This window comes from Chryseobacterium lathyri, from assembly GCF_030812195.1.
GTDB lineage: Bacteria > Bacteroidota > Bacteroidia > Flavobacteriales > Weeksellaceae > Chryseobacterium > Chryseobacterium lathyri_A.
In genome coordinates this window covers 1,356,489-1,377,641 of record NZ_JAUSSF010000001.1, presented here as the reverse complement: position 1 = coordinate 1,377,641, position 21,153 = coordinate 1,356,489, and the positions used below count along the sequence as shown (strand labels likewise).

Genomic DNA, 21,153 nt, shown 5'->3' with positions numbered 1-21,153 from the left:
ATAATTACGATGAAACTAAATACAATCAAACTTAAAAATATAGTACTGCCTCTTTCTGCTGCATTTCTACTGACTACAGCATCATGTATAAAAGATTTGGAAAGAGAACCGATAACAGACGTTACCTCTGCAAGTATTTATAAAGATTTTTCTAACTATAAAAATATTTTAGCAAAACTTTATGGAGGTCTTGCTATGGGAGGACAGATCAGCGGGGATGGTGACCAACCTGACAGTGATATTAATGGGATTAACGGAGGTTTTTCGCAATATACAAGACTACTTTATACTCTGAATGTAATTACTACAGATGAAGCTGTAATAGGCTGGAATGATGGAAACTTACATACTCTTCATAAAATGACCTGGGATGCTTCTAATGAATTTATTGCAGCCATGTATTACAGAGTATATACGGAAATAGCTTTTTGTAATGAATTCCTGAGAAATGTTACAGACGAAAAATTAGCGGCCAACAATATTACCGGAGACAACCTTGCTCAGGCAAAATTAATGAGAGCTGAAGCCCGTTTCCTGAGAGCACAATCATATTATCATGCTATAGATATGTTCGGGAATGTTCCTTTTGTAGATGAAACATACCTTCCGGGATCTATAAATCCTCCACAGAGAATAGACAGAAAATCATTATTTAATTTTATAGAATCTGAGCTGGTAGCCGTAGCAGGTGAATTAAAGGATCCTAAAACCAACGAATATGGTAGAGCCGATAAAGCTGCAGCCTGGTCACTATTGGCAAAATTATATTTAAATGCTGAAGTATATACCGGAACACAGAGAAATACAGATTGTATCACTTATTGTAACAAAGTAATTGCAGCAGGTTATTCTTTAAAGCCAAAATATGATGATTTGTTCCTTGCAGATAATAATATCAGTAATCCAGAACAGATCCTAAGTGTAAATTTTGATGGAATTAATACTCAAACCAATGGTGGAACTACTTATCTGGTTCATGCGGCAGTAGGGGGAGGTATGAAAGCTTCTGATTTTGGAATCAATGGTGGTTGGAGTGGTATTCGTACTACTAAGGCATTTGTAAATCTTTTTCCAACTAACGGAACTGATAAAAGAGGAAGATTTTTTACGGCAGGACAGAATTTGGAAATTAACGATCTGGGTTCTTTTACAGATGGATATGCATTTATCAAATATAAGAACATTAAAAGCAATGGATCTGTAGGAGCACACGACAACTGGGTGGAAGCCGATATTCCTTTGTACCGTCTGGCGGATATTTATCTGATGTATGCTGAAGCTGTTCTTAGAGGCGGTGGCGGTGGTAGCCAGGCGACTGCAGTAAGTTATGTTAATCAGTTAAGAGAGCGTGCATATGGTAATACAAATGGAAATGTAACCTCAATAAATCTGAATTTCATTTTAGATGAAAGAGCAAGGGAATTATCCTGGGAAACGACCAGAAGGTCAGATCTAATCCGTTTCAATAAGTATACTACAGGAGATTACCTATGGCCATGGAAAGGAAATGTAAAAGACGGAAAAGCAGTGGAAAGCTATAGAAACCTTTTCCCTATTCCAAATAAGGACATTGTCGCTAACCCTAACCTGATCCAGAATCCTGGTTACTAACCTTTAAATACTGTTAAAATGAAAAATCTATTCAAAATATTATCCCTGTCAGTATTGGGAATATTACTGGTATCCTGTGAAAAGGATGAAGATAAAGCAGTAATCAGTGAAACTTCTGCAGGTAAGATTTCCTCTGATAAAAATACAATCGTTCTCAGTGAGCTTACAGCAAATGAAGCTGTAATTAGCTTTTCATGGACAAAACCTTCGTTTAATATTGCCGTAGTTCCTTCTCAGCAGATAGAATTTGGGATCAAAGGTGATAACTTTAAAAAAAGTGCTACTGTTGATTTTTCCAATGATGTAATGGCAGGTTCCGTTACACATGCTGCAATGAATGCTGCCATGTTCAATATCGGAGCGATACCGGATGTTGTAAATGATATTGAAGCAAGACTGAAAACATCTGTAGGATCAGCAGCTTTTTATTCCAATGTAATAGCTCTTAAAGTAACACCTTATACTCCAAACCCGGATTTAGTATACCCTAAAATTAATGTTCCAGGAAGTTACGCAGGAGCAGCAGGTTACGCAGATTGGACACCCGGAAATTCACCAAATTTATTCTCTCCCGGAAAAAATAGTGAATATAGAGGATTTATCTATGTGACTGCAGCCAATAGTGAATATAAGTTTACAATCAATGAAGATTGGGCAGGTGACAAAGGCGATGATGGAACTTTCACTGGAAAATTAGTAGAAGCAGGTGAAGTTAATGTAAAAGCTGCAACAGCAGGTACTTATTATCTAAAAGTTGACTGGGCCGCAAATACCTATTCCTCAGTATTGGCCAACTTTGGTATAATCGGAGATGCTACACCTGCAGGATGGGGCTCAGATACAGATTTTGTCTACAATCCGGCTACCAAAACTTATGTGATCAATTCCATTATGCTGAACAGCACAGGAATGTTTAAGTTCAGAGGAAATGATGACTGGACATTGAAATTCCAGCCTTCAAAATATGACCAGACGCTGGTTTCAGGAAAAGCCGTGCAAACTTATTTCAATGCTGAAAATACAGTAACCAATGATCCTGGCTATAAAGTATCTGAAGCAGGAAACTATAAAATAGAACTGGATTTACATAATTCAGCATATTATAAGTTAACGGTTACAAAATTGTAAAACGTATAAAATAATTTGATAAAGTGTTGCTTTACCGCAGCACTTTATCTATTTTTAAGTTTATAAATAATCATTATGAAGAAAATTACAGTTGGAGCTATGCTGCTCTCAATGATGTTCGCGGGTGTTAATGCACAGTCTTTGAAATCACCGGATGGAAAATTTGAAATGAATTTTCAGCTGAAACAGGGAGTACCTTATTACAACCTGAAATATAACGGAGCTGTGGTCGTAGAAGATTCTAAGTTAGGATTGAGATTATTTAAAGATACAGCTATCAAATTTGCTTCCGAAATTGCTAAAGCTGAAGATGCAAAATTTGACCTGAACAACGGGTTCACGAAAACAGAAGAAAAGCGTGACTCTAAAAACGAAACCTGGCAGCCGGTTCTCGGTGAAAAGAAAAACTATGTTAATCATTATAACGAGCTTGCCGTTACTCTTGATCAGGCTTCTACAAGCAGAAGTATTGTTGTAAAGTTCAGACTGTTTAATGATGGACTGGGATTCAGATATGAATTTCCACAACAGAAAAACCTGAATTATTTCGTGATCAGAGAAGAAGATTCCGAAATTGATTTCCCTACAGATATGAAAGCGTGGTGGATGGTTGCAGATTATGATTCCCAGGAATACCAATACCAGGAAACAAAGATCTCTGAAATTCCTTCCCAATGGGATAAGGCCTTCGATGCTAATGCCTCCCAGGCTCTCGTTAAAAATGCTGTCCAGTCTCCATTAATGCTTAAGAAGGAAGGTAAAGCTCCATTGTATGTGAATGTGGCAGAAGCAGCTGTTTTAGATTATCCTGCTTCCCATCTTGAAGTGGATGCCCAGAATTTTAAGTTCAAAACACATCTTACTGCTGACAGACAGGGAGCAAAAGGATATATTCAAACCCCTTCAGTAACGCCTTGGAGAACAATTATCGTGTCCCCGAAAGCAGAAGAGGTGATGGAATCCAAAATGATCTTCAATCTTAATGAACCCACAAAATATACCGATACTTCCTACATTCACCCTACCAAATACATGGGCGTATGGTGGGAAATGATTATCGGAAAATCCCAGTGGGCTTATTCTACTGCAGAAAACGTACATCTGGACAAAACAGACTTTTCAAAATTGACTCCGAACGGAAAACATGCGGCAAACAATACCAAAGTTAAAGAATACATCGATTTTGCAGCTGAAAATGGTTTTCAGGGATTGCTGATTGAAGGCTGGAATATCGGTTGGGAAGACTGGTTCGGTCATTCCAAAGAATTTGTTTTCGATTTCATTACACCATATCCGGACTTTGATATCAAAATGCTGAATGATTATGCCCACTCAAAAGGCATTAAGCTTATTATGCACCATGAAACTTCAGGTTCTGCAACCAATTATGAAAGATGGTCGGACAAAGCTTTCCAGCTGATGAATAAATATGGTTATGATGCCGTAAAAACAGGCTATGTGGGAGATATCATTCCAAGAGGAGAGCATCATTACTCACAGTGGACAATTAACCATTTTTACAGAATTGCTGAAAAAGCAAACGATTATAAAATTATGGTCAATTCCCATGAGTCTGTACGTCCTACAGGAGAAAGCCGTACCTATCCGAACTATATTTCTGCAGAAGCAGCTAGAGGAACTGAATATGAAGCATTCGGAGGAAATAAGCCGGATCACCAGACTGTTCTTCCGTTCACAAGATGGATGGGTGGGTCCATGGATTATACGCCGGGAATTTTCCAGACCAAGCTAGACTATTATTTCCCCGGAGATAAGCGTTTCGTGAAAACTACACTTGCCAAACAGCTTGCTCTCTATATAACCATGTACATGCCTCTTCAGATGGCAGCAGACCTTCCTGAAAACTATAAAAAACACATGGATGCATTCCAGTTTATCAAGGATGTTGCAGCAGATTGGGATGACACTAAGATCTTATCGGCCGAGCCGGGGGATTATGTTATCACAGCCAGAAAAGCAAAAGGGACTGACAATTGGTTTGTAGGCGGGATTACCGATGAAAATAAGCGTGAATACACCGTAGATTTCTCTTTCCTGGACAAAGGGAAAAAATATGAGGTAACCGTTTACGAAGATGGAAAAGATGCAGATTATATCGATAATCCACAAAGCTATAACATCTACAAAAAACAGATCACCAGCAAATCTAAATTGAATTTCAAAATGGCGAGAAGCGGCGGTTTTGCAGTTTCTGTTAAGCCTGTCAATTAAGATTAAATTCATAAGTTTGTTATGCCCCGGTTCATTATATTCGGAAAAATGGGCTGGGGCATAACTTTTTTAAACTAAAAAACACTGACAAAAATATAAGTTATACTGAACAGAGTTGACCTTGTTGATCAAAATACAATCATAAATGAAAAAAATATACACAATTTTTGCCCTTTCAGCAGCTTCTGTAGCTTTTTCTCAAATTCAGAAAGTAGAACCTGCTTTTTGGTGGAAAGGAATGAAAAATCCTGAACTGCAGATCCTGGTATACGGAAAAGATATTGCCCAACATGAAATTGAACTTTCCGACGGTATTCAGGTAAAAGACATACAAAAAGTTGAAAATCCCAATTACATTTTTGTCACGGTCAATACCAATGAGATCAATGTTCCGAAATTTAAGATTAATCTTAAGAAGGGAAAGAAAAGCATCAGCTCCTACACTTATGAGCTGAAACAAAGAGTGCCCGGATCCGCAGACCGTGAATCTTTTACGTCAAAAGATGTCATGTATCTTATCATGCCGGACCGTTTTGCCAATGGTGATGAAAAAAATGATTCCAGACCCGACCTTATTGAAAAGGCAGACCGCAGCTTACCGAACGGAAGACATGGCGGAGACCTTCGCGGAATCATCAACAACCTTGATTATATCCAAAACCTTGGAGCCACGTCCGTTTGGCTTACACCCGTGAACGAAGACAATGAAAAAGTATATTCCTATCACGGATATGCGCAAACTGATCTTTATAAAATCGATGGCCGCTACGGGACCAATGAGGAATACCGCGAACTTTCCCAGAAGCTGAACAAGCGGAATATGAAACTGGTCATGGATTATGTGACCAACCATTGGGGAGTCTCCCATTGGATCATCAAAGACCTGCCTTCAAAAGACTGGATTCATTGGTTTGATGAAGGGAAAAATGGTTTCTACCGGTCCAACTATAAAACAACGACCCAGTTTGACACCAATGCCTCAGAAATTGATAAAAAATATGCACTGGATGGCTGGTTTGATACCACCATGCCGGATGTCAATCAGAAAAATCCATTGGTTTTAAAATATCTTACTCAAAATGCTATTTGGTGGATTGAATATGCCGAATTGGGCGGACTGCGCGTAGATACCTATCCGTACAATGATAAAGAAGGTATGGCCAAATGGGCGAAAGCAATTACCGACGAATATCCTAAATTCAATATTGTAGGTGAAACATGGCTGTATACGGCAGGACAGATCTCAGCATGGCAAAAAAACTCTAAAACCGGAGAAGCAGCAGGCTACAATTCAAATCTGCCTTCCGTTATGGATTTTATGCTGTTTTCCGATATGCCGAAAGCCCTTAAAGAAAAAGAAAGCTGGGATAACGGAATGATTAAACTGTACAATGTTTTTACCAGTGACTTCCTGTATCCGGATATTAATAATCTTCTGGTTTTCTTTGAAAATCATGATACTGAAAGATGGAATGAGATCTTCAATGCTGATCCTAAAGCCTATAAAATGGCATTAACCATCATTTCTACGGTCAGAGGGATTCCACAGATTTATTACGGCTCAGAAGTAGGCATGAGAGGAGATAAGACTAAAGGAGGCGATGCCGATATCCGCAGAGATTTTCCTGGTGGATGGAAGTCGGATGCGCAGAATGCTTTTAATCCTTCATCACAGACGCCAGAACAGAAAGAATTTTATCAGTTTAGCCAAAAATTACTAAACTGGAGAAAAGGAAAAGAAGTGATTCATACCGGAAAAACTAAAAATTACGTTCCTCAGGAAGGTGTATTTGTCTATTTCAGATATGATGCTAAGGATAATGTAATGGTAGTCATCAACAATAATGAAAAAGATCAGACATTAGACCTAAAACGTTTTGCAGAATCATTAAACGGTGTGGCAAAAGGTAAAGATGTTATTTCAGGAAAGGAATTTTCTATGGAAAAAAGTCTCACTGTACCTGCAAAAACTTCAATGATCATCGAACTCTAAAACTAAATCAATCATACAATGAAAAAAATAACAACTGTTTATACATTCGTGTTTTTTATACTTGGTTTTATGGGAATACATGCCCAGTCCAACGTGACCAAATTTGAAAAAGACAAAACAGAAATAGGAACTATGCTGGACGGCTTTAATACTGCTGCTGCAAAAGCTGATTTCAATGCTTATTTTAACTATTTTGCAGACGAATCCACGTTTATCGGAACCGATGCCACAGAAGTTTGGGATAAAAAAGCTTTTATGGTTTGGGCAAAACCTTATTTTGACAAAAAGAAAACCTGGAATTTCACTTCTCTTAAAAGAAATATCTATTTCAGCAAAGATGGTAAACTGGCATGGTTTGATGAGCTTCTGGATACCCAAATGAAAATCTGCAGAGGTTCAGGCGTTGTAGAAAAAATAAACGGCAGCTGGAAAGTAAAGCAGTATGTACTTTCTGTAACTGTTCCGAATGATGTAGTAGATAAAGTGGTTGCTGAGAAAGCTGCCATTGAGAATACCTTAATTCAAGAATTAAAAAAACAATAATGAATTCTCCGCACAGTACTTTTTCAAAAAAAATAAAACCAAACCTATCCATGGCCCAGATCATTAATATGAGTATGGGATTTTTGGGAATCCAGATGGCTTTTGGTTTGCAAAATGGTAATGCAAGTAGAATTCTTGCCAATTTCGGAGCAGATGTTCATGAATTATCTTGGTTCTGGTTGGTAGCGCCGATCACGGGACTTATTGTTCAGCCGATTATCGGACACATGGGAGATAATACCTGGAGCCCGCTCGGAAGAAGAAAACCGTATTTTTTAATAGGAGCGGTTTTATGCGCAATAGGTTTGGTCATGCTCCCCAATGCTGCTTCTGCCACACAAATGCTGGCTGCCAATGTTTTATTGATGGCGGTTATTTTCCTGGCTATGATGGATGCCTCAATCAATGTAGCAATGGAACCTTTTCGGGCTTTGGTAGGAGATATGCTTCCGAAACATCAGGCAACGATTGGGTTTTCCGTTCAGACGATCTTAATTGGAATAGGAGCTGTTATCGGTTCTGATTTGCCGAACTGGTTAACAAAATTAGGGGTGTCAAATGCCGCTCCCAAAGGTTTTGTAGCGGATAATGTGATCTACGCCTTTTACATTGGGGCGGCAGTTTTAATTTTATCAATTTTGTATACCATTATTACGACCAAAGAATATTCTCCGGAAGAATTTGCATCATTTGAAGGTGGGAAACCCATTGTGAAAAATGAATCGAAATTCTCAGATATTTTTAAAGATTTCAGAAATGCCCCTTCTCAGATGAAAAAACTGGGGATTGTTCAGTTCTTCTCATGGTTTGCATTATTTACCATGTGGGTTTTCACAACCAGTGCTTTGGCAACCCATCATTTCGGGCTTTCTCCTGACGATACGCATTCAGTGGAATTTAATAAAGCCGGAGATCTGACGGGAAGTTTATTCGGAAGCTATAATTTCTATGCGATTTTCTTTGCATTTGCGTTGACTCCAATTGCAAAATTTATTGGTAAAAAACAAACCCACGCCCTAGCTTTGGCTTGTGGAGGATTAGGTCTGATTTCCATGTATTTTATTAAAGATATCAATCATCTTTGGATTTCAATGATAGGATTAGGATTTGCCTGGGCAAGTATCCTGGCAATGCCTTATGCTATGCTGATTGACTCAATTCCGCAAAAGAAAATGGGGGTTTATATGGGGATTTTCAATTTCTTTATTGTAATCCCGCAAATTATCAACGGTATTTTCGGAGGCCCCATTGTAAGCAGTGTTTTTGGAAAACAAGCTATTGATTATATTGTAGTAGGAGGCATCTGTATGTTAATAGGAGCTGTCGTTACAATGATCTTTGTTAAATCAGAAGATGAAACTCCTAAGGAAATAGAAGAGGAAATCCAACAGGTACATTTTTAGATAGTTATAAATATCACGGAAAAAATTCAATAGAAGCGGGCTTTAGCCCGCTTTTTTTAATTAATACCATCACCAAAGGCTTTAGCCAAACTTAATGACCCTGAATATTGGATTCATTAATGGTTAAAATAAAATTGCTGTGACAAATTGTAAAAAATCACTCTTGTCAATTAATGATCTACGCCAAAGCCGTTTCAATTTCGGAAACTGTCTTTGAAAAATTTTCATCTTTTAATTGAGGAACCATCATTCCCTGAGATTTGAAAACCTCTACATCCGTAATTCCAATGAAGCCAAATAAAGTTTTTAAATAGTGCTCCATATTCTCAATAAGTCCGTTTTCATACACACCGCCAATGGCAAAATTCAAATACAATTTTTTGTTTTGCAAAAGACCTTTTGGCGTTCCGTCAGCATAAGAAAATGTTTTTCCGGCAACTGCAATACTGTCGATCCATGATTTTAAAGTCGAAGGAAAAGTGAAATTGTAAAAAGGAACACCAATAACGATAATATCAGCTTCCTGAATTTCATTCAATGCTTCGTCAGAATATTTTGAGGCTTCCTTCTGCTCATCATTCTTTTCTTCATCAGGAACTCTGGAAGCACTGAAATGATGAATGCCCAAATGAGGAATTGGGTTTAAAGCTAGATCACGAACTCTCACTTTACTGTCAGGATTTTTATCCAACAGTTGATTGATGACAGTTTGAGAAAGCTTGTTACTTACAGAGTTTTCCCCACTGATACTGGTTTGAATATTTAAAATGTTTGTCATTTTGTTTTTATATTTTTTAAAGTTGTCTTAATGACAAAATTATTGTAATTTCACTTTCTAAAGTATGGCAGTTACCTAAAGGAAAGTGAAAAAAATGGAAAAGCAACATAATCATAAAGATTGCATGCAGGCATTAAAGCCTGTCCGTGACACCTTAGATGTTATTAACGGCAAATGGAAATTGCAGATTATCATTTCTTTAAACGCAGGCAATAAACGGTTTACAGAAATTGAAAGGAGTATTCCGAAACTGACCTCGAAAGTTCTGGCTAAAGAATTAAAAGAACTTGAACAGAATGGATTAGTTGAAAGAATCGTTAAAGATACCTATCCCGTAAGCATAGAATACCATCCTACGCAATATACAAATACCCTACACCCTGTTGTGGAATCTTTAAAAGACTGGGGTGAAAACCACCGTAAACATATTTTCGGAACCGCCGTAGAAGCAGGGAAATAGAGCTCGTGAAATAGATTTTACAGATAAGATATTTACTTTTAAACATCTTTTCAATCTGCCAGAGATCAAAACATATTAACATCACATTTATAAAGAATAATAGCAATAAACTTCTGCTTTTGCGGTTAACCAAAAATAGCATCTCAACAACTACATTTTCCAGCTGTATACCTTTCTTAACCTACATCAACAGTTTCAAAGGCTCCCATCCCTTACATTTGTACCATAAATAATCACAGTATGAAAACAGTATATCATAAAGCAGATTCAAGAGGCCATGCAGATCACGGCTGGCTAAACAGCTACCACACCTTCAGTTTTGCAAATTATCAAAACAAAGACAGAATGAATTTTGGTGTTTTAAGAGTATTGAACGACGATACCGTTTCACAGGGAATGGGATTCGGAACACACCCGCACAAGGATATGGAAATTATTTCTATTCCTCTGGAAGGAGATCTGGAGCATAAAGATTCAATGGGAACTACCGCCGTTATCAAAAAAGGGGAGATTCAGGTAATGAGCGCCGGAACCGGTGTAATGCACAGTGAATACAATAAAAATAAAGATGAGGCAGTAAAATTTCTGCAGATCTGGGTTTTTCCTAAAGAGCTGAATGTTGAACCAAGATATGATCAGAAAAGCATAAAAGAAGGGGAAAAGATCAATGGATTTCAGCAGATCCTGTCTCCAAACAAAAATGATGACGGAGTTTGGATCCATCAGGATGCCTGGTTTAATTTAGCTAACTTTAAGGCCGGAAACGGTAAAAATTATATGCTTAACAAAAAAGGAAACGGAGTGTATGCCTTTGTCTTAAAAGGAAGCGCTAAAGTAGGAGATAGAATTTTGAATGAAAGAGACGGATTGGGAATCTGGGATACCCAGAGCTTTAATATTGAAGCAGTGGATGATGCTGAGATCTTATTAATGGAAGTGCCAATGGAACTGCCGGCTTATTTAAAATAACATTAACAAATCTTCGTCATAAAGAGAACACAGTATAAAAATAAAAAATAATGAAAGTTTTAGCAATAACAGGAAGCAATTCGGATGCTTCAATGAACAGACAGTTAGTAGCGTATGCATCATCGCTTTTTGAAAATGCAGAAGTGGAAATAGTAGATCTGAATCCTTTCGAAATGCCGATCTATAAACATGAAAGAGAATTGGCGGGAGGCGTTCCTCAGGAAGCACACGATTTTGCAGCAAAAATTGACGGAGCCAATCTTCTTTTGGTTTCATTGCCCGAGCATAACGGAACATACTCTACAGCATTCAAAAATGTGTTCGACTGGGTATCGAGAATCAAGGACAGAACTGTATGGAATGAAGTGCCAATGTTGCTGATGTCTACCTCTCCCGGAGGCAGAGGCGGAGCTGGAGTTTTAGAAGCTGCATCCAAACGTTTCCCTTTTCACGGTGGAAATATTGTAGAAACTTTCTCACTTCCTTTCTTTAATGACAACTTTGATAAAGCGGATCAGAAGATTTCTAATGCAGAGAAAGACAGCGAATTAAAAGAAAAAATCAAGAAGATTGCAGCCATTGAAACCATCCTTGAAAAATAGAATTTGAATATTAATTTAAAATTACTATTTTTGCAAAAAGAAAAAAGATGAAAATTCAGACCACTTTTAAAGAATGTTTCTCAGAGAAAGGGAAAACTGTGGACTCTGAAATTCTGAGATAAGATAACGGCCGATAATCTACCAAGATTGTCGGCTTTTTTATTTTCGAAATCTGAATAAAAAGTAATTGAAATATAAAGATAAAAAGACATCAGATGTCAGATCGTAGACATACAATAATCTGAAATCTGAAATCTAATATCTAAAAATCTAAGTAACATGAGCAACACTTACAAATCAGCAGGCGTAGACAAAGAAGAAGGGTACAAAACGGTTGATAAGATCAAAAAAGCAGTAGGCGAAACCCACAACTCAAATGTATTGAACCATTTGGGAAGTTTTGGAGCTTTCTATGAGATCGGAGGATACAAAAATCCTGTGCTGGTTTCAGGAACAGACGGAGTAGGAACGAAACTGAAAGTAGCTTTGGATACCAAACAATACGACTCTATCGGTATTGACTGTTTCGCCATGTGTGCCAACGATATCCTTTGCCACGGTGCAAAACCATTATTCTTCTTAGATTATCTGGCTTGCGGTAAGCTTGATTCGGAAATTGCTGCTGAGATTGTTCTTGGAATGGTTAAAGCGTGTAAGGATAACAACTGCGCATTGATTGGTGGTGAGACTGCTGAAATGCCGGGAATGTACCAGCCGGGAGATTATGATGTTGCCGGATTCTGTGTAGGAATTGTTGAAAAAGATCAGATCATTGACGGTTCTACCATCAAAGCAGGAAACAAAATTATTGCTCTGCCAAGCTCAGGATTCCACTCCAACGGATTTTCATTGGTGAGAAAAGTATTCCCTAACTTCGAAGAAGAGTTTGAAGGAAAACCTTTATACGAAACCCTTTTAGTGCCTACAAGATTATATTATAAAGACATTCACAAAGTATTGGAAGAAGTAAAAGTTTCCGGTATTGCCCACATTACAGGTGGTGGTCTTTATGAAAATGTTCCAAGAATTATTCCGGAAGGATTATGCGCTTCTATCGATGCTGCCAAGATCAAAATTCCTAGTGTAATGCTTGAATTGGAAAAAAGAGGCGGAGTATCCCGTGAAGAAATGTTCGGAACCTTCAATATGGGAGTAGGTATGATCATCGTTGCAGATGCAGATCACGCTGAAAAAGTATTACACCTTCTGGACGATGCTTACGAAATCGGGGAGATCACGGAAGGAAGCGAGAAGATTAATTTAACAATATAACAATATAACAATATAACAATGTACCGGTGTACCAATTGAATTCATTGTTACATTGTTAGACTGATACATTGTTACATTAACAGCATGAAAAACATCGTTATACTCGTTTCGGGTTCCGGTACCAACCTGCAGAGAATCATAGACACTATTGACAGCGGAGAGATCCAAAATGCAAAAGTATCTCTGGTAGTAGCAGACAGAGAATGTTACGGACTTGAAAGAGCAAAAAATCATAAAATAGAAAACATTCTGATCCCAAGAGGAAAAAACTTCAGCAGTGAACTGGGGAATGTGATTCCGAAAGATACGGATCTGATTGTATTGGCAGGGTTCTTATCCATCCTGAAACCTGAGTTCTGTGAAAACTGGACCGGGAAAATTATCAATATCCATCCGGCACTGCTTCCGAAATTCGGAGGAAAAGGAATGTGGGGAATGTACGTTCATCATGCGGTTATTGAAGCCAAAGAAAAAGAAAGTGGAGCTACTGTACATTTTGTAACTCCAGGAATAGATGAAGGGGAAGCGATTCTGCAGAAATCATTTGAAGTAACGGCAGAAGATACCCCGGAAACCATAGCAGAGAAAGTACATCATATTGAATATGAAATATTCCCAAAAGCAATTAACAAAGTTTTAGGAAATCAATAGATAATGTACCAATAGAACAATGTACCAGTTTACCAATTAAATTCATTGTTACATTGTTAGACTGATACATTGTTACATTTTTAAGAAAAAATCTAAGTAAATAAAAGTAAGGCCGGGGGTGAAAGACCGGGCTACAGTTTGAAATAGCTGTAAAAAGTAAAAAATTGAAAGTAAAATGAGTAAAAAGAGAGTTTTAATCAGTGTTTCTGACAAAAGCGGATTGATCGAGTTCGCCCAGTTCCTGGAAGCCCGGAATTATGAGTTGATTTCTACAGGAGGAACGTTCAAACACTTGAAAGATGCTGGTTTAAATCCGATTCAGATCGATGAAGTAACCAATTTCCCTGAAATGCTGGACGGAAGAGTAAAAACCCTTCACCCGAAAGTCCACGGAGGTCTTTTAGCAGTCCGTTCCAATGAAGAACATATGAAAACTGTTCACGAGCACGGAATTGACCTGATCGACATGGTGATCGTAAACCTTTATCCTTTCTTTGAAAATGTGAACAAAGACATTTCTTTACATGAGAAAGTAGAGTTTATTGACATCGGAGGTCCTTCAATGCTTCGTTCTGCCGCTAAGAACTTTGATTCTGTTACCGTAATTACTGATGTGGAAGACTATGCAACGGTAAGACTTGAAATGGAACAGAACGGGGATACCTACATCGAAACACGTAAAAAGCTTGCAGGAAAAGTATTCAACCTTACTTCAGCTTACGACGGGGCTATTTCAAGAATGCTTTTAGATGAAGAATATCCTACCTATCTTAATGCTTCATACAAAAAAGCATCAGATTTAAGATACGGTGAAAACCCTCACCAGACTGCTGCTTACTACGTTTCTACATTTGAGAACGGCGCAATGAAAGATTTTGAACAGCTGGGCGGTAAAGAACTTTCTTTCAACAACCTTCGTGATATGGATCTTTGCTGGAAAGTAGTAACGGAATTCAAAGAAGAAATGGCATGTTGTGCAGTGAAACACTCTACACCTTGTGGAGTAGCGATCGGGACTTCAGCTTTAGAAACTTACCAAAAGACTTTCGAATGTGATCCAGTTTCTATTTTTGGCGGAATTGTTGCAATGAACTACAAGATTGATGCGGCAACAGCTGAAGAACTGAACAAAACGTTCCTTGAGATCGTAATGGCTCCGGAATTTGATGAAGCAGCTCTTGAAGTTTTAAGAAAAAAGAAAAACCTTAGAATTATAAAAATCGTTAACCCTGTATCTGACAAACAGACCTGGGTGAAGATTGACGGTGGTATCCTTGTTCAGGATAATGACAATCATTTCTCTGACGATATCAAAGTGGTAACTGATGTACAGCCTTCAGAAGAGCAGAAAAAAGCCCTTCTTTTCTCCCAGAGAGTCGTGAAGTATGTAAAATCAAATGCGATTGTCGTTTCCAATGGTATCCAGGCATTCGGAATTGGTGGCGGACAGGTCAACAGAATCTGGGCTACTGAACAGGCCATCGAAAGAGCAAAAGAAAAATTCACAGGAGATCTTGTTTTGGCTTCCGACGCATTTTTCCCTTTCCGTGACGTGGTAGATTTTTGCGCTAAAGAAGGAATTAAAGCTATCATCCAGCCAGGCGGAAGTGTAAAAGATCAGGACAGTATTGAAGCTGCCAATGAGCACGGTATCCCAATGATGTTTACCGGAGTTAGACACTTTTTACATTAATTAAAATAGAATTAAAAAATAATTTGGGATTGTATTTATAGCATTCAAAATTATATATTTGTAAAATAGACTAGATAATAAATAAAGTATGAGAATATTAATCATAGGTGAAGGCGGTAGAGAATCTGCTTTAGCGGCAAAGCTTCAGAATGACCCGAGAATTTCGAAAATGTTTTTTGCTAACGGTAATGCTACCACCGATGTAATAGGGAAAAATGTTCATTTATCAGAGATCAAAGAACTGAGAGATTTCGCCATTAAAGAAAAGGTAGATCTTACGATCGTAGGTCCGGAAGCTCCTCTTGTAGCAGGATTGAAGGATGAATTCAAAAAGCACGATCTTAAAGTTTTCGGTCCCAACCAAAAAGTAGCAAGCCTGGAAGGAAGTAAGGCTTTCTCTAAGAAATTTATGCAGACCTATGATATCAAGACAGCGAAAGCTGTGGTATTTGATTCATACAATGATGCTAAAGAATATGTTCAGACACAGCAGTATCCATTAGTGATCAAAGCTAGCGGTCTGGCAGGCGGAAAAGGAGTTGTGATTTGTGACAACCTTGAGGAAGCTGAAGCTACGATCCACGACTTCATGATCAGAAGAATTTATGGAGATGCCGGGATCCGTCTGGTTATTGAAGAATATCTAGAAGGTTTTGAAGCCTCAATCATTGCATTCTCAAACGGTGAAAAGATTTTCCCTTGTATTGCTGCAAAAGATTATAAAAAAGCCGGAAACGGAGACACAGGACCAAATACCGGTGGTATGGGATCTGTAGCGCCAAGCCCTGATTTTACTCAGGAGCACTATGCTGATTTTGAAAAAAATATCTTACAGACTACCATTAACGGTCTTAAAGGAGAAGGATTCAGCTTTAAAGGGATCATTTTCTTCGGACTGATGGTGACTAAAAACGGAACTTACCTTCTTGAATACAATATGAGATTCGGAGATCCTGAAACTCAGGTATTGATGGCATTAATGGAAAACAATCTTCTTGATGTGATCCAGGACTGTATGGAAGGAAAAGATATCCAGCTTAAATTTAAAGACGAAAAAGCAGTATGTCTCGTTATGTGTTCCGGAGGTTATCCTAGAAATATTGAAACAGGATACGAAATTGTAGGGGAAGAAAAACTGAAACATTCTAAACTTCTTTATGCAGGAGCTGTAAGAAAAGGTGATAAAGTGGTTTCCAACGGCGGACGAGTTCTGAACGTGGTGGCTACAGGAGCCACTTACGACGATGCCCGCAAAAAAGTGTACGAAGATGCAGCCCACATCCATTTCGACTATGGATTCTACAGAGAAGACATCGGAAAGTTTTAAAATAAATCAAAAAAGATTTGGAACATTTCCAAGTCTTTTTTTGTAAAACAGTCAATATTAGATACAAGATCTCAGAGCCTAGACGTCCAAGTCTTAATCTGATATCTAACATCTGGTATCATTAATCAATCATCATTTATCAATTATAATAATGAACAACGGTATTATCATATTAGATTTCGGATCACAGTACAACCAGCTTATCGGAAGAAGAATCCGTGAGATGGGTGTATACTCTGAAATCCTTCCTTTCAATACACCTCTACAGGATATTTTAGCAAAACAGCCAAAAGGAATTATCCTTTCCGGAGGACCAAGCTCTGTGAACGCAGAAAATGCTCACCTGGTAGAAAAAGAACTCTATGAGCAAGGAATTCCTGTTTTGGGAATTTGTTATGGAATGCAACTTACAGCTCACCTTTTGGGTGGAAAAGTAAACAAAGGTGAAAAAGGAGAGTACGGAAAAGCCCATTTGGATATCATTAAAGAAAATGCTTTATTAAAAGGAGTTACCCAGAATTCTATTGTATGGATGAGTCACTTTGATGAAGTAGGAGCGCTGCCTGCAGGTTTTGAATTAAATGCAAAATCAGGAGTAATGGCCTCTATTTCCAATGAAGACAGAAAAATCTACTGTGTTCAGTTTCACCCGGAAGTTTCCCATACAGAAGAAGGCGGAAAAATGCTTGAAAACTTTGTTTTTGGGATCTGTAATGCCGAGAAAAACTGGAAGCTGACAAACTATATCGAGAAAACAGTTGAAGAAATCCGTGAAAAAGTAGGAGACAGCAGAGTGATCCTTGGGCTTTCAGGAGGCGTAGATTCTTCTGTAGCAGCCGTTTTAATTCACAAAGCAATCGGTGACCAGCTGACTTGTATCTTCGTGGATACAGGACTATTGAGAAAAGATGAAGGCCAAAAAGTAATGGACAACTATGGAGAACATTTCCATATGAACATTAAAATGGTGGATGCCAAAGAAAGATTCCTTTCAAAGTTAGCAGGAGTAGACGATCCGGAACAGAAAAGAAAGATCATCGGAAACGAGTTTATTCATGTTTTTGATGAAGAATCCCATAAAATTGAGGGTGCTAAATTCTTAGCTCAGGGAACCATTTATCCTGACGTGATCGAAAGCCAGTCTGTGAACGGGCCATCTGCAGTGATCAAGTCTCACCACAATGTAGGAGGACTTCCTGAAGATATGGAATTCGAATTATTGGAGCCGTTAAGAGAGCTCTTCAAAGATGAAGTAAGAAAAGTAGGTGAGGAGTTAGGTATTCCCCATCATTTGGTACACAGACACCCTTTCCCGGGCCCTGGATTAGGGATCAGAGTATTGGGCGCTGTAGATGCTGAAAAAGTGAAGATCCTTCAGGAAGCTGATGATATTTTCATCGAAGAATTATACAAAAATGACCTTTACGAAAAAGTATCCCAGGCTTTTGTAGTGCTTCTTCCTGTGAAATCAGTAGGAGTTATGGGTGATGAGAGAACTTACGAATATACTGCTGTAGTTCGTTCTGCCAACACCATCGATTTTATGACGGCAACATGGAGCAGACTTCCTTACGAGTTTTTAGATACGGTATCCAGCAGAATCATCAACGAAGTAAGAGGAATCAACAGGGTAGCTTACGATATTTCAAGCAAACCGCCTGCAACGATTGAGTGGGAATAATTTCACTCTAATTATAATATATCCTGCTCTTCATGGGCAGGATTTTTTATTCTCTCACATTATAAAAGTAAAAATCTTCAGCGGAAAAGGCTTCCGGATTTCCCATATAATCAAAATAAGTAGCATAAATATCTTCATCTATTGATAAGCATTGATCATATAATGTGTTGACGATAATATATTGTATATCACTAAAATTGTTTAAAATAGAATGGATCTGAGATGAATATTTGCTTTCCAGGAAGATAATAGGATAATTTAAATAAATATATCCTATCACTTGCTTATCCGAAATTAAAGTGGCGAATTTTTCCGCATATATTTCAATATCAACCTGGTAATCAATTGATAAAGCGTTTACTACTGATTGGAAGATGCCGTGTTTCCAATAGGTATTTGAATTAACTGCCTTTCGTATGCTTTTGGTGATATCCATTATTAAATTTATTTAAAAGATTCGAGAAGTGCTTTCCTTTGGGAATTTAAGTTAAATTTTTTCCCTAAATTTAAGTAAAATTACGTCAAATGCAAATAGAAACAAGAGCCCTGACCCTTCAGGATTATGATGAACTGGTAATAACAATGAAACGCGCCTATCCGCAGATGTCTGAATCTATTTGGTCTAAAAAGAGCATCGAAAAGCTCACCAGAATATTCCCCAAAGGTCAGATCTGCATCACCGTAGATGGTAAACTGGCTGCTGTAGCCCTATCGATTATTGTGAATTATGACGAATTCGGGGACGATCATACGTATGTTGATATTACAGGAAATTATACCTTCAATACCCACCTTTCTACAGGAAATGTGCTCTATGGAATTGAGGTTTTTGTAGATCCGGAGTTCCGTGAGCTGCGTCTTGGAAGAAGATTGTATGACGCCAGAAAAGAATTATGCGAACTGCTCAATTTAAAGTCTATCATTCTGGGCGGAAGAATCCCGAACTACCATAAATACAGTGACGAGCTTTCCCCGAGAGAATACATCCGCAGAGTAAGAGACAAGGAAATTTACGATCCCGTACTGTCTTTCCAGCTTTCCAATAATTTCCTTCCCATAAAGATCCTCAAAAAATATCTTCCCGAAGATGAATCTTCACTGGAAAATGCCGTTTTGCTTCAATGGAACAATATCTATTACAGCAAAAAGCCAAATACCATGCAGGACAGCATTATCCGTTTGGGACTTGTACAGTGGCAGATGAGACATTTTAAGAATATCGATGCTTTTTATGAACAGGTAGAATTTTTTGTCAATGTAATGGGCGATTACAAATCCGATTTTGTTCTTTTTCCGGAACTTTTCAATACCCCGTTGCTGGCACCGTTCAATAAGCTTTCAGAAAGAGACAGTATGATAGAATTGGCTAAACTGAGTGAGGAAATCAAGAATAAAATTTCAGAGCTGGCCATCAGCTACAATGTCAATATTATTTCCGGAAGTATGCCTGTTTTTGATCATGATCATAACGATTTATACAACGTGAGTTATCTGTTACACCGTGACGGCCGGATCGACGAATACCGGAAGATCCATATCACGCCGAATGAAAGAAAATATTACGGAATGAAAGGAGGAAACGAGATCAGGGTTTTTGATACCGACTGCGGAAAAATTGGCCTTGTCATCTGTTATGATGTGGAATTTCCCGAACTGCCGAGGATTTTGGCAGATCAGGGTATGAAAATCCTGTTCGTACCTTATCTTACAGATACCCAGAATGCCTATATAAGAGTACGCCATTGTGCAGCAGCAAGAGCTATTGAAAATGAATGCTATGTAGCTATTGCAGGTTGTGTAGGAAACCTGCCGGGAGTGAACAATATGGATATACAGTTTGGGCAGGCTGCTGTATTTACACCTTCAGATTTCGCCTTTCCATCCAATGCTGTGAAAGGAGAAGCAACTCCCAATACCGAAATGACCCTCATTGTAGATGTAGACCTTAATCTCCTGAAAGATCTCCATCATAACGGTTCGGTTCAGGTGATGAATGACCGGAGAAAAGATCTCTATGAAACCTACCTGAAATAAAGAGTACAACTTTGATACAAAATATCCTGTTCATATTGAACAGGATATTTTGTTGACATTAATTTTCCCTCTAAAAACAAAAAAGAGCAGATAAATCTGCTCTGTATTTACAATAGGTTTCTTTTATGAATACTGAGGACAAACCACGGCAGGGCATATCAACTTGGGGCATCTTGGTCTTCCGTCAGTAGGGCAGCATTCATATGAACAGTTACCGATAATAATACCGTTCCCATTAATTCCTTTTAACTGCTCTCTTGAAAGTTTGTTGTTACGTAAATTTTTCATTTTTTAATATTTATAGGTTAGTTGAATTTGATGAGTATAAAGATAAAAAAATCCGTTAAATAATATCAGCAATGAAATTTTTTTCTTTGTGCTTAGCGTTTAATGTCTGTGGTTATTGAAAAAAAAATGAATCAAGAATTTATATTTTTTTTTGGATATTCTTAAAATTTACTATCTTCACTGATCAATTTAAATAAAATATAATGACAGGAACAGTAAAATGGTTTAACGAAACAAAAGGTTTTGGTTTTATTACACCAGACGGGGGCGGAAACGATATTTTTTGCCATCATTCAGCCATTCAGTCTTCAGGCCTTAGAACTTTGAAAGAAGGTCAGGCGGTAGAATTTGAGATTAAAGAAGGTAAAAAAGGACCTGAAGCAGACAATGTTAAAGTAGTAGGATAATAACTTATTAAGATATTGTTGAAAATAAAGCTGCCAGAAATGGTAGCTTTTTTCATGGAATCTATTGCAGGAAAGCGATTT

The 21,153-nt window shown here is 38.0% G+C and carries 19 protein-coding genes; 16 read left to right on the top strand and 3 right to left on the bottom strand.

The window, feature by feature from the left end; all coding sequences use genetic code 11:
• Positions 1-9 precede the first annotated feature (9 nt).
• The 6 genes from J2T03_RS06175 (at position 10) to J2T03_RS06150 (ending at position 8,910) form a co-directional block, all read left to right on the top strand.
• The gene (locus J2T03_RS06175) at positions 10-1,611 is read left to right on the top strand and encodes a RagB/SusD family nutrient uptake outer membrane protein (RefSeq protein ID WP_306845738.1); all 1,602 of its coding nucleotides are present in this window, start codon (positions 10-12) and stop codon (positions 1,609-1,611) included.
• 18 nt (positions 1,612-1,629) lie between these two features.
• Positions 1,630-2,739 (top strand): SusE domain-containing protein, encoded by a 1,110-nt coding sequence (locus J2T03_RS06170; RefSeq protein ID WP_307210075.1) that lies wholly within the window; start codon positions 1,630-1,632, stop codon positions 2,737-2,739.
• Between the two features lie 75 nt (positions 2,740-2,814).
• A complete protein-coding gene (locus J2T03_RS06165; RefSeq protein ID WP_307210074.1) occupies positions 2,815-4,971 on the top strand; it encodes a glycoside hydrolase family 97 protein in 2,157 nt (718 codons plus the stop codon).
• A gap of 145 nt (positions 4,972-5,116) precedes the next feature.
• Complete coding sequence (locus tag J2T03_RS06160; protein ID WP_307210073.1) at positions 5,117-6,964, top strand: glycoside hydrolase family 13 protein; 1,848 nt, start codon at positions 5,117-5,119, stop codon at positions 6,962-6,964.
• 18 nt (positions 6,965-6,982) lie between these two features.
• A complete protein-coding gene (locus J2T03_RS06155; protein WP_307210072.1) occupies positions 6,983-7,507 on the top strand; it encodes a nuclear transport factor 2 family protein in 525 nt (174 codons plus the stop codon).
• Entirely contained in the window at positions 7,507-8,910 is a 1,404-nt protein-coding gene (locus J2T03_RS06150; RefSeq protein ID WP_306845744.1) for an MFS transporter, read from the top strand. The genes J2T03_RS06155 and J2T03_RS06150 overlap by 1 nt, the downstream gene beginning before the upstream one ends.
• A 178-nt stretch (positions 8,911-9,088) precedes the next feature.
• Here J2T03_RS06150 and J2T03_RS06145 read toward each other — a convergent pair whose 3' ends face one another.
• Positions 9,089-9,688: an FMN-dependent NADH-azoreductase gene (locus tag J2T03_RS06145; RefSeq protein WP_307210071.1), complete on the bottom strand. Its 600-nt coding sequence runs from the start codon at positions 9,686-9,688 to the stop codon at positions 9,089-9,091.
• 94 nt (positions 9,689-9,782) lie between these two features.
• Here J2T03_RS06145 and J2T03_RS06140 point away from each other — a divergent pair, with 94 nt between their 5' ends.
• The 8 genes from J2T03_RS06140 (at position 9,783) to guaA (ending at position 18,343) form a co-directional block, all read left to right on the top strand.
• Positions 9,783-10,148, top strand: a complete 366-nt coding sequence (locus tag J2T03_RS06140; RefSeq protein WP_306845746.1) for a winged helix-turn-helix transcriptional regulator — start codon at positions 9,783-9,785, stop codon at positions 10,146-10,148.
• 240 nt (positions 10,149-10,388) lie between these two features.
• On the top strand, positions 10,389-11,117 hold the full coding sequence (locus J2T03_RS06135; RefSeq protein ID WP_306845747.1) for a pirin family protein: 729 nt from the start codon (positions 10,389-10,391) through the stop codon (positions 11,115-11,117).
• Between the two features lie 50 nt (positions 11,118-11,167).
• On the top strand, positions 11,168-11,719 hold the full coding sequence (locus J2T03_RS06130) for an NADPH-dependent FMN reductase (RefSeq protein ID WP_307210069.1): 552 nt from the start codon (positions 11,168-11,170) through the stop codon (positions 11,717-11,719).
• 279 nt (positions 11,720-11,998) lie between these two features.
• Positions 11,999-12,991, top strand: coding sequence for a phosphoribosylformylglycinamidine cyclo-ligase (gene purM / locus J2T03_RS06125; RefSeq protein WP_307210067.1), 993 nt, complete (start codon positions 11,999-12,001; stop codon positions 12,989-12,991).
• Positions 12,992-13,075: 84 nt separating this feature from the next.
• A complete protein-coding gene (gene purN, locus J2T03_RS06120) occupies positions 13,076-13,642 on the top strand; it encodes a phosphoribosylglycinamide formyltransferase (RefSeq protein WP_306845752.1) in 567 nt (188 codons plus the stop codon).
• A 175-nt stretch (positions 13,643-13,817) separates the two neighbouring features.
• On the top strand, positions 13,818-15,335 hold the full coding sequence (purH, locus tag J2T03_RS06115; RefSeq protein ID WP_307210065.1) for a bifunctional phosphoribosylaminoimidazolecarboxamide formyltransferase/IMP cyclohydrolase: 1,518 nt from the start codon (positions 13,818-13,820) through the stop codon (positions 15,333-15,335).
• 88 nt (positions 15,336-15,423) lie between these two features.
• Entirely contained in the window at positions 15,424-16,662 is a 1,239-nt protein-coding gene (purD, locus tag J2T03_RS06110; RefSeq protein WP_306845755.1) for a phosphoribosylamine--glycine ligase, read from the top strand.
• Positions 16,663-16,813: 151 nt separating this feature from the next.
• Positions 16,814-18,343 (top strand): glutamine-hydrolyzing GMP synthase, encoded by a 1,530-nt coding sequence (guaA, locus tag J2T03_RS06105; RefSeq protein ID WP_306845757.1) that lies wholly within the window; start codon positions 16,814-16,816, stop codon positions 18,341-18,343.
• A 46-nt stretch (positions 18,344-18,389) separates the two neighbouring features.
• Here guaA and J2T03_RS06100 read toward each other — a convergent pair whose 3' ends face one another.
• Entirely contained in the window at positions 18,390-18,779 is a 390-nt protein-coding gene (locus J2T03_RS06100; RefSeq protein WP_307210064.1) for a hypothetical protein, read from the bottom strand.
• A gap of 89 nt (positions 18,780-18,868) precedes the next feature.
• Here J2T03_RS06100 and J2T03_RS06095 point away from each other — a divergent pair, with 89 nt between their 5' ends.
• Positions 18,869-20,377 (top strand): carbon-nitrogen hydrolase family protein, encoded by a 1,509-nt coding sequence (locus tag J2T03_RS06095; protein ID WP_307210063.1) that lies wholly within the window; start codon positions 18,869-18,871, stop codon positions 20,375-20,377.
• A 123-nt stretch (positions 20,378-20,500) separates the two neighbouring features.
• Here J2T03_RS06095 and J2T03_RS06090 read toward each other — a convergent pair whose 3' ends face one another.
• Positions 20,501-20,665, bottom strand: coding sequence for a hypothetical protein (locus J2T03_RS06090; protein WP_306845761.1), 165 nt, complete (start codon positions 20,663-20,665; stop codon positions 20,501-20,503).
• A gap of 200 nt (positions 20,666-20,865) precedes the next feature.
• Here J2T03_RS06090 and J2T03_RS06085 point away from each other — a divergent pair, with 200 nt between their 5' ends.
• Positions 20,866-21,072: a cold-shock protein gene (locus J2T03_RS06085; RefSeq protein ID WP_034706311.1), complete on the top strand. Its 207-nt coding sequence runs from the start codon at positions 20,866-20,868 to the stop codon at positions 21,070-21,072.
• Positions 21,073-21,153: the final 81 nt, after the last annotated feature.